The sequence below is a fragment of the Dyella sp. SG562 genome, assembly GCF_011759495.1.
GTDB classification, from domain to species: Bacteria; Pseudomonadota; Gammaproteobacteria; order Xanthomonadales; family Rhodanobacteraceae; genus Dyella_D; species Dyella_D marensis.
Map to the genome: position 1 here is coordinate 1 of NZ_JAAOYS010000025.1, position 12,558 is coordinate 12,558.

General features: G+C 69.4%; 10 protein-coding genes. 7 read left to right on the forward strand and 3 right to left on the reverse strand.

Annotation, left to right across the window (positions count from 1 at the left end):
* The first annotated feature begins 253 nt into the window (after positions 1 to 253).
* The gene (locus FHW84_RS22890) at positions 254 to 3,556 is read left to right on the forward strand and encodes a PAS-domain containing protein (RefSeq protein ID WP_167258800.1); all 3,303 of its coding nucleotides are present in this window, start codon (positions 254 to 256) and stop codon (positions 3,554 to 3,556) included.
* Here the strand turns inward: FHW84_RS22890 and FHW84_RS22895 are convergent, their stop codons facing one another.
* Positions 3,557 to 4,210, reverse strand: a complete 654-nt coding sequence (locus tag FHW84_RS22895) for a response regulator transcription factor (protein WP_167258802.1) — start codon at positions 4,208 to 4,210, stop codon at positions 3,557 to 3,559.
* Between the two features lie 260 nt (positions 4,211 to 4,470).
* Here FHW84_RS22895 and FHW84_RS22900 point away from each other — a divergent pair, with 260 nt between their 5' ends.
* The 3 genes from FHW84_RS22900 (at position 4,471) to FHW84_RS22910 (ending at position 7,502) form a co-directional block, all read left to right on the forward strand.
* Positions 4,471 to 6,306 (forward strand): 3-hydroxybutyrate oligomer hydrolase family protein, encoded by a 1,836-nt coding sequence (locus FHW84_RS22900; protein ID WP_167258804.1) that lies wholly within the window; start codon positions 4,471 to 4,473, stop codon positions 6,304 to 6,306.
* Positions 6,307 to 6,378: 72 nt separating this feature from the next.
* Positions 6,379 to 6,888 (forward strand): peptidylprolyl isomerase, encoded by a 510-nt coding sequence (locus FHW84_RS22905; RefSeq protein ID WP_167258806.1) that lies wholly within the window; start codon positions 6,379 to 6,381, stop codon positions 6,886 to 6,888.
* 164 nt (positions 6,889 to 7,052) lie between these two features.
* Complete coding sequence (locus tag FHW84_RS22910; RefSeq protein ID WP_167258808.1) at positions 7,053 to 7,502, forward strand: YidB family protein; 450 nt, start codon at positions 7,053 to 7,055, stop codon at positions 7,500 to 7,502.
* 61 nt (positions 7,503 to 7,563) lie between these two features.
* Here the strand turns inward: FHW84_RS22910 and FHW84_RS22915 are convergent, their stop codons facing one another.
* Entirely contained in the window at positions 7,564 to 7,821 is a 258-nt protein-coding gene (locus FHW84_RS22915; RefSeq protein ID WP_167258810.1) for a GlsB/YeaQ/YmgE family stress response membrane protein, read from the reverse strand.
* 513 nt (positions 7,822 to 8,334) lie between these two features.
* Here FHW84_RS22915 and FHW84_RS22920 point away from each other — a divergent pair.
* Together FHW84_RS22920 and FHW84_RS22925 are read left to right on the forward strand one after the other, a co-directional pair.
* On the forward strand, positions 8,335 to 9,534 hold the full coding sequence (locus FHW84_RS22920) for an aminotransferase class I/II-fold pyridoxal phosphate-dependent enzyme (protein WP_167258812.1): 1,200 nt from the start codon (positions 8,335 to 8,337) through the stop codon (positions 9,532 to 9,534).
* An 82-nt stretch (positions 9,535 to 9,616) separates the two neighbouring features.
* On the forward strand, positions 9,617 to 10,603 hold the full coding sequence (locus tag FHW84_RS22925) for a malate dehydrogenase (protein WP_167258814.1): 987 nt from the start codon (positions 9,617 to 9,619) through the stop codon (positions 10,601 to 10,603).
* Positions 10,604 to 10,650: 47 nt separating this feature from the next.
* Here FHW84_RS22925 and FHW84_RS22930 read toward each other — a convergent pair whose 3' ends face one another.
* Positions 10,651 to 11,685 (reverse strand): MerR family transcriptional regulator, encoded by a 1,035-nt coding sequence (locus FHW84_RS22930; protein WP_167258816.1) that lies wholly within the window; start codon positions 11,683 to 11,685, stop codon positions 10,651 to 10,653.
* Positions 11,686 to 11,828: 143 nt separating this feature from the next.
* On the opposite strand from FHW84_RS22930, the gene FHW84_RS22935 reads away from it, so the two are divergent.
* Positions 11,829 to 12,461, forward strand: a complete 633-nt coding sequence (locus tag FHW84_RS22935) for a response regulator transcription factor (protein WP_343203641.1) — start codon at positions 11,829 to 11,831, stop codon at positions 12,459 to 12,461.
* Positions 12,462 to 12,558: the final 97 nt, after the last annotated feature.

Genomic DNA, 12,558 nt, shown 5'->3' on the forward strand with positions numbered 1-12,558 from the left:
GCATCCATGCCCTGATCAAAAAGGCGAGGACTCCTGTCCTCGCCCCCCTGCGGGGGCCTTTTCGTCCAGCCCTCACCGCCGGCGCCAAGGGGACCCGGTAGATCAGGAGCAGAAGCGCGCAAGCGGAACGCCGCGGCTGCGCCGCGTGCTCTTCGCTGGATTTTCGCCTCGCCCGACATCCCCCTCTCCCCTCCGGGGAGAGGGTTGGGGTGAGGGGCCGGGGCTTGCGCATACGCTCGGATAAACATCAGCCATGCTGACCCCCACCATCATCACCACCGCCGCCCTGATCTGGCTCGGCCTGCTCTTCGGCGTCGCGCTGCTCGGCGAACGCCGCCCCGCACTCTTCGAAAAACGCTGGTCCATCGTCTACGCCCTGTCGCTGGCGATCCACTGCACCTCATGGACCTTCTACGGCACCGTCACCCAGGCCAGCCGCTCCGGCTGGTGGCTGCCGCCGACCTTCGTCGGCGCCATCCTGATGTACCTGTTCGGCATCGCTGTGCTGCGGCGGCTGGTGCAGCTGGCGCGCGACTACAACGCCGGCTCGCTGGCCGACCTGATCGCGGTGCGCCTCGGCCGCCATTCCGGCCTTGCCGCGCTGGTGACCGTGGTGGTGCTGATCGGCATCGTTCCGTATATCGCTTTGCAGCTGAAAGCGGTGGCGATGAGTTTCGCCATGCTCGGCCGCGGCCAGGTGGCCGAGTCGCCGCCGTGGCAGGACAGCGCGCTCTACGTCGCGCTGCTGATGGCCTTGTTCGCCATGCTGTTCGGCACCCGCCGCGCCTCCACCATGGCGCACAACCGCGGACTGGTGCTGGCGATGGCGTTCGAATCGCTGTTCAAGCTGGCGGCGATGCTGGCGCTGGGCAGCTTGCTGTTCGCGCCATCGCCGGCGGGTGTGGCGGCAGCCGCGCCGCCGCCGCACGACAGCGCGGGTTTTCCGGCCATGATCCTGCTCGGCGCGCTGGCCATGTTCACCTTGCCGCATCAGTTCCATGCCGGCGTGGTGGAATGCCGCGACGGTGCGCACCTGCGCGCCGCGCGCTGGCTGTTCCCGCTGTACATGCTGCTGATCGCGCTGCCGATCCTGCCGTTGGCGCGGCTGGGCGATGCCTGGCTGGCGCCCAGCGGCGTGCCGTCCGATCTCTATGTGCTGGCCTTGCCGATGGCGCGCGGCCAGCACGGCCTTGCGCTGCTGGCTTTTCTCGGCGGCCTCAGCGCGGCAACCAGCATGGTGGTGGTGGCGACGCTGGCGCTGAGCCTGATGGTGGTCAATCACCTGATCGCGCCGCTGCGCGTGCAGGCGGGCTGGGGGCGCGGCGAGCATGGCGATCTGCGCGGGCAGGTGATCAACCAGCGCCGCGTGGCGATCCTGGCGGTGATCCTGCTGGCCTGGGCCTACAGCCGCGTGCTGGCGCGCAACGACGTGCTGGCGGATATCGGCGCGATTTCGTTTTCGGCGCTGGCGGGATTGGCGCCGGCGCTGCTCGCCGCGGTGTACCGGCCGCAGCTGGGGCCGCGCGCGGTGGCGGCGGGCCTGGCCGCGGGCACACTGGTGTGGTTGTACGTGCTGTTGCCGGCGATGTTTCCCGCGGCGGCGACGTGGTGGAGCGGCTGGCCGTACGGTCTGCATTGGCTGGCGCCGGACGGCTTGCTGGGATTGGGCGAATGGAGCCGCCTCGGGCGTGCGGTGGCGGCGGGTCTGGCCGCCAACGTGGCGGTGATATTCGCGGTAGCCGGCTCGCGCTTCGGCCGCGCACGCAAGCCCGCGGCGGTGGGCAGCATCGGCGTCGCCGAACTGCACGCGCTGGCTTCGCGCTTCCTGCCGGCCGAGCGTGTGGCGCATCTGTTCGAAGACGCACCGTCGCACGGCAGCGCCAGCGCGGCGCGCGTGGCCGAGGTGGAGCACGAGCTGGCCGCGGTGATCGGCGCCGCCTCCGCGCGCCTGCTGCTGGAAGTGGTGCGGCAGCAGCGCCGCGACGAGCTCGACACCGTCGCCGCCATCGTCGGCGAAGCCGCGCAGGATCTGCGCTTCAACCAGCGCGTGCTGGAAGCGGCGCTGGAAAACATGAGCCAGGGCATCTGCGTGGTCGACGCGGAACTGCGCCTGGTGGCGTGGAACCGCCGCTATGCCAGCTTATTCGGCTATCCCGACGGACTGCTGCAGGTGGGGCGGCCGGTGGCGGACCTGACGCGCTACAACGTGGCGCGCGGCATGATCGGCGCGGGCGACGTCGAAGCGCGCGTGCAGCGGCGCCTGACCCATATGCGCGCCGGCACGCGGCATCTGTCCGAACGCAGTTTTCCCGATGGCACGGTGGTGGAGATCCGCGGCAATCCGATGCCGGGCGGCGGCTTCGTTGCCACCTTTACCGACGTCACCGCGTTCCGCCATGCCGAAGATGCGCTGCGCGGCGCGAACGAGACACTGGAACTGCGCGTGGAAGAACGCACGCGTGCATTGGCCGATGCCACCGCCGAGGCGCAGCGCGCGAACGCCGCGAAAAGCCGCTTCCTCGCCGCCGTCAGCCACGACCTGATGCAACCGCTGCATGCCGCGCAACTGTTCGCGCATGCGCTGGCCGAGCGCGGCGGCGAAGCGGCCACGGTGCGCCATCTGCAAGGTGCGCTCGCGGCGACGGAAGGCTTGCTGGCGGGCCTGCTGGATATCGCGCGCCTCGAAGGCGGCCGTCTGCGCGCGCAGCCGCGCGAGTTCGCGCTGAGCGAAGTGCTCGGGCCGCTGGCGGCGGAATTCCAGGCCATGGCGCTCGATCGCGGCATGCGGCTGGGCGTGGTGGACAGCGCGGCCTGGGTGCGCTCGGATCCGTTGCTGCTGCGCCGGGTGCTGCAGAATTTCCTGTCGAACGCGCTGCGCTATTCGGAACGCGGACGCGTGCTGCTGGGCCTGCGCCGGCACGGCGAATACCTGCGGCTGGAAGTGTGGGATACGGGGCCGGGCATTGCGCCGGAAGAGCGCGAGCGCATTTTCCAGGCGTTTCACCGCTTGAACCACACGGGCGGGCAGGGGCTGGGCCTGGGTTTGTCGATCGCGCAGCGCATGGCCGCATTGCTCGAACATCCGCTGGGCCTGCGCTCGTGGCCGGGGCGCGGCAGCGTGTTCCATCTCGACGTGCCGCGTGCGCAGCCGGTGTCCGCGCCGGCGGCTGCGGCGGACATCGCGCAAGGCGTGGCGGCCGGCCGCGCCGTGGTGCTGGACAACGAACCCGCCGCGCGCACCGCGCTGGCCACGCTGCTGCAGGGCTGGGGCTGGCAGGTGCACGTCGCCGCGCAGCCGCGCCAGGCGATGGACGCGCCATGGCCGCCGGATCTGTTCGTGCTCGACTATCACCTCGACCACGGCGTCACCGGGCTGGACGTGCTGCGCGCATTGCGCCGCGAACGTCCCGCCGTGCCGGCTGTGATCCTCACCGCCGATCGCGACGGCGAACTGCGCCAGCGCATTCTCGACGCCGGCGCGATGGTGCTCTACAAGCCGCTCAAGCCGCTGGCCATGCAGCAGGTGCTGCAGCGGCTCGCCACGGCGATGGTCTGATCACAGCGCCGGTTCGCTCAGCGCCAAGGAATTCAGCAGCACGCTGGCCTGGGTGCGGTTGCGCACGCCGAGCTTTTCGAAGATGGCGGTGACGTGCGCCTTCACCGTGCGCTCCTGGATCGACAGGCGGTCGGCGATCTGCTTGTTGAGCAGGCCTTCGCCGAGCAGGGTGAGCACGCGGTACTGCTGTTCGGTGAGTCGCGCCAGGCGCGCGGCCAGATCCGCATCGGCCGGATCGGCCGGCAGCGCCGCCACCGCCTGCGCCAGCGCCGGCGGCAGCCAGGTGCCGCAGGCGAGCACGGTGCGCACGGCGTCGCCGATATCGGCGGGCGAGGCGCTCTTGGCGATGAAGCCCGCGGCGCCGTGGTCGAGCACGCGGCGCACGGTGCGCGCCTCGTCGTGCGCGGACACCACCAGCACGGCCACGCCCGGATGCTGCCCGCGCAGCGCGGCCAGGCCCGAGAGTCCCTGGCTGCCGGGCATGTTGAGATCGAGCAGGACCAGGTCGGTGTCGGGTTCGGCCGCCAGCGCGGCGAGTGCGCCGGGCAGGTCGGTGGCTTCGTGGATGCGGCAGTCGGCGACGCTTTCGGTGACGGCCTGGCGCAGGGCCGTGCGGAACAGCGGGTGGTCGTCGGCGATCAGGAGGGTGGGCATGACTTGTGACGTTAGCTTGCGCAGGGCGCGGCGCAAAGCCCCTCTCCCCTTGGGAGAGGGGCTGGGGTGAGGGTACGGGCGGAGCGCAAGAGTGAGGTGCATCGCTCCGGCCGGACCCTCATCCGGCTGCCGCCACCTTCTCTCCCACGGGGACTACCTTCGGGTCGCCGGAGGGAGAAGGATTCCAACTTTGGAACTGAGGAAACCCCGCTGTACCTTCGTACGATAGCGCGCCAATCGCCGGTTGCTATGGTGGCGCGATGACCATCCTCCATCGCTCCTGGCTGTTGCTGGTGCCGCTGCTCGCCGCTTGCGCGGCGCAGCCGCCTTCCTCTCATCGATCGGGACAGGGTTTCATGCAGTCACCGCAGTTCATCGAAGGCGAGGTCCGCGTCACCGAGCACCGCAACGGCGACGACCTGCTGAGCGCGGGGCTGGGCCTGGCCGGCCTGGCGGGCCTGCCCGCGCCGTATGCCGATGCCTTGCATCCCACGCCGCAGGAACTGCGCCGGCGGGCGATCCAGAACAGCTGGAAGGGCATCGCCGATCTCGGCCCGCTCGGCGGCTATGGGCGTGTCTACGGCGCCGTACCCGGAGTGCCGGGCCGCGAGTACCAGGCCTTCGCGCGCATTCCCGGCGCGCATGCGCCGCATCGCGTGCTGCTGCAGGTGCCGGATGGTTTCGATACGCGCAAGCGCTGCCTGGTGGTCACGGCCTCGTCCGGTTCGCGCGGCATCTATGGCGCGATCGCGCTGGCCGGCGCCTGGGGTCTGCCGCGCGGCTGCGCGGTGGCTTACACCGACAAAGGCACGGGCGCGGGCTATTTCGACTACGCCGACGACACCGGCGTGCAGCTCGACGGCACGCGCGCGCAGCGCGGTGCGGCGCCGCTGGAATTCGAGCCGACGAAGGCGTCCGCCGATGCTGGCGTCGCCATCAAGCATCTGCACTCCGGCGACAACCCGGAAGCCGATTGGGGCCGCCACGTGCTGCAGGCCGCGCGCTTCGGCCTGGCCATGCTCGATCGCGCCTATCCGGACCAGGCGCCGTTCACGCCGCAGAACACGCGCATCATCGCCACCGGCCTTTCCAACGGCGGCGGCGCGGTATTGCAGGCCGCCGGTCTCGACAGCGAAGGCGTGCTGGCCGGCGTGGTGGCGCTGGAACCGAACGTGCACGTCGAAGGCTATGGCCGCGCGCTCTACGACTACGCCACCGACGCCGCGCTGTGGCTGCCCTGCGCGCTGAGCGACGCACGCTTCGGCAACACGCCGCTGGCGCGCGGCAAGGACGGCAAGCCGCCGGCCGCCTGGCTCGCCCGCTGCGCCAGCCTGCGCGAGCAGGACCTGGTGAGCGGCGCCACGGCGCAGGCGCAGGCCGCGCAGGCTTATGAGCACCTGCGTGCGGGCGGCTGGACGGATGCCGCGCTGAACGTGGCGGCGAGCACGCAGGCGTTCGATCTGTGGCGCGCGATCGCGGCGGGTTATGCGTCGTCGTATCTGCGCCGCGGCGCGGCGGACGTGCCCTGCGGTTTCCATTACGCCACCACGGCGGAAGCGACGCCGGCCGTGCGTGCCTCGTGGTGGGCCGATGGCGCCGGCATTCCGCCGGGCAATGGCATCGCACTGCTCGGCGGCACCGATGCGTCCGCGGATTCCGCATTGCCCGGCATCCGCTGCCTGCGCGCGCTGTGGGACGGCAACGGCGCCGATGTTGCCGCTCTGCACGCCAGCGTCGCTGCCGCCTCGGCGCGGCTGCCGCGTCCCGGGCTGCCGCTGTGGGTGCTGCACGGCGCCGAGGACGGCCTGCTGCCCACCGCCTTTACCTCCGAGCCCTATGTGGACTGGCTGCGCGTGCACGGCCTGCACCCGCTGTACTGGAAGGTGCCGTACGCGCAGCACTTCGACGCCTTCCTGCCGCTGCCGGGCTTCGGCGACCGCCACGTGCCGCTGCTGCCGTACGGCTACCTGGCGCTGGACCGGCTGTGGAGCCACCTGTACGAGGACGCGCCGTGGCCGCTGCAGGCGCCGGCCCCGCCGGCGGCCCGGCCGCGCGGCGCCGCGGCGCTGGAGCGGGCGGCGCTGGGCCTGCCCTGAGCCGGCCCTCGCCGAGCCAGCGGCGGCCGGCTGGGGTATCCTTGCCGACCTCCGCCAGTCCAAGGAATACCGATGACCATCAACGTGACCCTCACCACCAATCGCGGCCCCATCCACCTGCGCCTGCACGACGACAAGACGCCGGTGACCGTGGCCAGCTTCGTCAACCTGGTGCGCCGCGGTTACTACGATGGCCTGAGTTTCCACCGCGTCATCAACGACTTCATGATCCAGGGCGGCTGCCCCGAGGGCAGCGGCCGCGGCGGTCCGGGCTACAAGTTCGAGGACGAGTTCAATCCGGCCCTGCGCCATGACAAGCCGGGCGTGCTGTCGATGGCCAATGCCGGTCCGCGCACCAATGGCAGCCAGTTCTTCATCACCCATGGCGCCACGCCGTGGCTGGACGGCAAGCACAGCGTGTTCGGCGAAATCGTCAGCGCCGAAGACCAGAAGGTGGTCGACGCCATCCGCCAGGACGACGTGATCGAGAAGGCCACCGTCGAAGGCGACGTGGACGCGCTGCTGGCCGCCCAGGCCGACCGCGTCAAGGAATGGAACGCGATCCTCGACCAGCGCGGCTGAGCCTCGCTTTCCTGCGAACACACGAAGGCCGCAGTCGGCGACGACTGCGGCCTTCGTCCGTTAACGGTGCCGTCACATGCGGCTAGCCGATGCCTACGTAGAATCGGCGGACGCGCCAGACGTGCGCTACCGGGGTAGGTCCTTCAATCTTAGGGAGAGCAAACATGGCATCACTCAATGATCTGCTTGGCGGCCTGGGTAGTCTGCTGGGGCAGGGCGGCCAGGAGGGGCAGGGCGGCTCGCTGATTTCGGTGGCCGGCCAGCTGATCGACAAGGCCGGCGGCCTGCAGGGGCTGCTGAACATCCTGCAGCAGCATGGCCTGGGCGAAGCGGCGCAGTCGTGGGTCGGCACCGGCGCCAACCAGCCGGTATCGGGCGACCAGCTCGGCCAGGCGCTGCAGAACGGCGGCCTGGGCTCGATCGTGCAGGAGGCGGCCGGCAAGCTCGGCGTCAATCCGGGCGACCTGCTGGGCCAGCTGTCGCAGGTGCTGCCGCATGCGGTGGATCACCTCACCCCCGACGGCCAGGTGCCGCAGGGCGGCAGCGGCATCGACCTGGGTTCGCTGGCCTCGCTGGCCGGCTCGCTGTTCGGCGGCAACAAGGCCCAGGCTTAAGTCAAGGCCGGATACGAAAAAGCCGCCGGCGGGGCGACCCGCCGGCGGCTTTTTTTCATGCTCAGGCCGTGCGGTTGCGGTTGAACACGAAGTGGTAGATCGCCAGCAGCACCACGGCGCCGATGATCGAACCGATGAAGTGCATGAAGCCCGATGCCGGCCACCAGCCGAGCTGCTCGCCCGCCCAGGTGGAGATGAACGAGCCGGCGATGCCCAGCAGGGCCGTGATGATGAAGCCGCCCGGGTCCTTGCCCGGCATGATGGCCTTGGCGAGCAGGCCGACGACCAGACCGACGATGATTACCCAAAGCCAATGCATACCCGTTCCTCCGTCATGGTTGGCAACGTCCCCTGAGTACCGCTGGCGGGCGCTTCCTGTTGGCCCGCTGCCCCGGTCCCGGCGGCGCCGTAGCGGCCGGTAGCGTGCGCATCATGCCCCGCCCCGTGGACGAATGCACCGGGTAGTTCCTGCGCCGGCAAGGACTTGCGGCAACACCGGATGCGGCAGCGCCGCATGCTAAAATCCACCGGTTTGCTGCCTCCGTCCCCCAAGAGCCTGTTGATGATCTTCCCGTGGCCCGCGTTGCCTTTGAATGGCCGTCAGGTGGTAGCGCGTGGCGCAGCGCCTGGCTGGCTGCCAGGTCAAGCCGCGCGCTGCCGCCTGGCGGCCATTCAAAGGCAACCCGGAGGGCCGGGCCTGTTTGCCCGCAGGGCGGCGTCATCACTCAGTCGTGTACGGACGTACACTCCTTCGCTCTTCCTTGCCCTGCGCGCAAACAGACCCGGCGCGGGCTACGGGAAGATCATCAACAGGCTCTAACCAGAGGAAGTCATGCCTCAGCTAGCCCAGCGTGTCGGCCGCGCCAAGCCCAGCGCGATCATGGTCATCGCCGAGAAGGCCAGGCAGCTCAAGGCTGCCGGCCGCGACATCATCAGCTTCTCCATCGGCGTGCCGAATTTCCTGCCCGGCGAGCACGTGTACGAGGCGGCGCGCGAGGCGCTCAAGCACGACTCCGGCCAGTACGGCAGCAACCGCGGCGCCGACGCGCTGCTGGATGCCTTCCTGCAGCACATCGAGGCGCTGGGCTTCAGCGGCTACGGCCGCACGAACCTCTCCATCGGCATCGGCGCCAAGCAAGTGCTGTACAACCTGGCCGAGGCGATGTTGAACGAGGGCGAGGAGATCTGCTTCGCCGCGCCGTACTGGACCACCTACCACGACATCGCCGACATCGTTGGCGCCAAGGCCAACGTCCTGCACTGCGGCGCGGAACAGAACTACAAGCTGGTGCCCGCGCAGCTCGAGGCCGCGCTGCAGCGCAAGCCGAAGGTGTTCCTGTTCAACAACCCGTCCAACCCCACCGGCATGGTCTACACGCGCGAGGAAATCGCCGCGCTGGCCGACGTGCTTGCGAAGTATCCGGACACCTGGATCATCACCGACGACATCTACAACTCGATGGTGTTCGACGGGCTGGGCTACAACAACTTCGTGTTCGCGCGCCCGGAGCTGCGCGACCGCCTGGTGTTCGTCGACTCGGTGTCCAAGACCTACGGCATGCCGGGCTGGCGCGTCGGCCTGATCGCCGGCCCCGAGTCGGTGGCCAAGGCGGTGACCACGCTCAACTCCAACCACATCACCAGCGTGCCGGAAGTGATCACCGCCGCGGCCGTGGCGGCCTTCGCCGGCCCGCAGGACGTGCCGCGCGCCAAGTGCGAGGAATTCGCCGGCAAGCGCGACGTGGTGGTCGAGGCGCTGAGCGCCATCCCCGGCGTGGTGTGCCCGCGTCCGCAGGGTGCGTTCTATGCGTTCCCGGATATCTCGGTGGCTTTCGGCAAGAGCTACCAGGGCACGAAGATCACCAACGACGTGGAGTTCTGCGCCGTGCTGCTGGAAGCCACCGGCGTGGCCTGCGTGCCGGGTTCGGCCTTCGGCGAGCCGCGCGCGATGCGCATCTCCTACACCTGTCCCACGGCGCAGCTGAAGCCGGGCCTCGAACGCATCCAGGCCTTCTTCGCGCAGCTGAGCTGATCCATCCGTATCGGTGGGTCGTAAGGGCCCGCCAACACCATTCGGTGGGCAAGGCCCACCCGACCATGAAGGAGTGCAAGTGATGAAAGCCCCCGTTCGCGTTGCCGTTACCGGCGCTGCCGGCCAGATCGGCTATGCCCTGCTGTTCCGCATCGCCGCCGGCGACATGCTCGGCAAGGACCAGCCGGTGATCCTGCATCTGCTGGAAATCACCCCGGCGCTGCCGTCGCTGCAGGGCGTGGTGATGGAACTGAACGACTGCGCCTTCCCGACCCTGGCCGGCATCGTCGCTACCGACGACGTCAACGTGGCCTTCAAGGACGTGGACTACGCCCTGCTGGTCGGCGCGCGCCCGCGCGGCCCGGGCATGGAGCGCAAGGACCTGCTGGAAGCCAACGGCGCCATCTTCGGCCCGCAGGGCAAGGCCCTGAACGACCACGCCAAGCGCGACGTGCGCGTGCTGGTGGTCGGCAACCCGGCCAACACCAATGCGCTGATCGCCCAGCAGAACGCCCCGGACCTCGATCCGAAGTGCTTCACCGCGATGGTGCGCCTGGACCACAACCGCGCCCTGTCGCAGCTGGCCGAGAAGACCGGCGCGCACACCACCGACATCAAGAAGGTCACCATCTGGGGCAACCACAGCTCCACCCAGTACCCGGACCTGCACCAGGCTTCGGTGAAGGGCAAGGCGGCGCTCGAGCAGGTCGACCAGAGCTGGTACGAGACCGACTTCATCCCGACCGTGCAGCAGCGCGGCGCGGCGATCATCAAGGCGCGCGGCGCTTCGTCCGCCGCCTCGGCCGCCTCGGCCGCGATCGACCACATGCGCGACTGGGCGCTGGGCACCGTGGACGGCGACTGGGTCTCGATGGGCATCCCGTCGGATGGCTCGTACGGCATCGCCCCGGGCGTGATCTACGGCTACCCGGTGACGGTGAAGAACGGCAAGTACGAGATCGTGCAGGGCCTGGCGATCAACGACTTCTCGCGCGCCCGCATGGAAGCGACCGACAAGGAACTGCGCGAAGAGCGCGCCGCGGTCGAGCATCTGTTCGCCAAGAAGTAAGCCGCTTCGGCAGCGAAGCAGAAAAGGGCGGCCTCGGCCGCCCTTTTTTATTGCTGGTGGCTGGTCTGCTGCGCGCTTTGCCAGGCGCTGCGCACGTATGCCAGCAGCGCTTCGTCCACCGAGCTGCCGCTGCGCAGGTCCGGCTCCTGCGCATAGGCCTCGCGGATGCGCGCATGCGTGGCGGGGTCGTCGCCGGCATAGGCGCGGAACAGCTCCATCCAGCGCCGCGCCTTGGCCTGCACGTGCGGATGCTCCGGCGGCAGGGCGTCTTCCAGCGCGCTGCGCAGTTCGGCGATCAGCACCGGCCAGGCGTGCATCTGCCGGCCGTAGTTTTCCTGCATGCGCTCCATCTCGCGCGCATCCAGGTAGCGCGCGAAGATGGCCAGCCGCGCGGCAACCAGCGCCTGTTCCACGAAGCGCTCCAGCGCCGGCGTGATGCCGCTGCGCTCGCGGATGCCCGGTTCCTGTTCGTTGATGGCCAGCAGGCGCAGCAGGAAGGACGGGTTGTTGCCGGTGCCGCGCCCGATCATGTTCATCCAGCGCAATGCCAGCAGCTGCGCGTCGGCGTCGTGCACGCTGGCACCGCGGTCCATCGCCGCCTGTATCGCCATCACCAGGGCCTTCCATTCGGGCAGCACGTCGGGGTCGGTATGCAGCGGCAGGGTCTTCAGTTCGTCGGCGGAAAAGTATTTTTCGTACATGGTCATGGTCTCGAGCGTGTCCAGCCAGTCGGCCAGGTCGGGGGGCTGTCCGGCGTCCAGCTGCGTGCGCAGCCGCAACAGCCGCCCGCGCAGCAGCGCGGCCTTGGCCAGCTCGCGGTCGAGGGCGGCGATCTGGCGATCGATCACCTCCGGCAGCGGCGCTTGCGGCCCGGACAGGGCGTCTCCGATGGCGGTCAGCGACAGGCCCAGCTGGTGCAGGGCGCGGATACGGTGCAGGCGTTCGATATTGGCCCGATCGTAGAGTCGATAACCGGCAGCGGAACGCACCGAAGGCTTGAGCAGGCCGATGGCGTCGTAGTGGTGCAGGGTGCGGACGGTAAGCCCGCAACGCCGCGCAAGTTCGCCAACGGTCAGCAGCATGGAGTTCTCCTTCGGTGCGGGCCGCACACTGGGGCCTTACGTTACGTAAGGGTCAAGCGTTCCGATAGCCGTGGCGGCGGGGCTCTGCTAAAACACTTCCCGGTTGCGCCCGGCCGGGCGCGGCCGATCCGACGGGGCTCACCGTGCAAACCATTCTTGTCGCCGACGATCACCCGATGTTCCGCGCCGCGGTGCTGCACGCGCTGCGCGAGGCGCTGCCCGACGGCCGGATGCTGGAGGTGGCGAGCCAGAGCGCCGTCGAGGCGGCGCTGGCCGAGGAGCCGGTGATCGACCTGGTGCTGCTGGATCTGGCGATGCCCGGTGCGATGGGCTTTTCCTCACTGGTGCTGTTGCGCGGCGAGCGGCCCGAAGTGCCGGTGATCGTGATTTCGTCCAACGACCATCCGCGGACGGTGCGGCGGGCGCAGCAGTTCGGCGCGGCCGGCTTCGTGTCGAAGTCCGCGCCGGTCGGGGCGCTGGGCAGCGCGGTGCATGAGGTGCTGGCGGGCGGGAGCTGGTTTCCCGCCGGAAAGGCGGAGCGCAGCGAGGACGATGCGGCGCTGGCGGCGCGGTTGGCGCAGTTGACGCCGCAACAGTTGCGGGTGTTGATGTTGTTGGCCGAGGGCCTGCTTAACAAGCAGATTGCGGATCAGCTTGGGTTGGCTGAGAACACGGTGAAGATTCACGTGACTGCGGTGTTGAAGAAATTGGATTGTCGGTCGCGGACGCAGGCTGCTGTTTTGGCGAAGTCGTTGGACCTCGACGAGTCGCCGTAGCTCGTCATCCCGGCGTAGGCCGGGATCCAGTAACGGTATCGCTTGGTTTTCGCGTTATCGCGAATGGGCCGCTTATGCAGCGGGCATTTCGGACGCC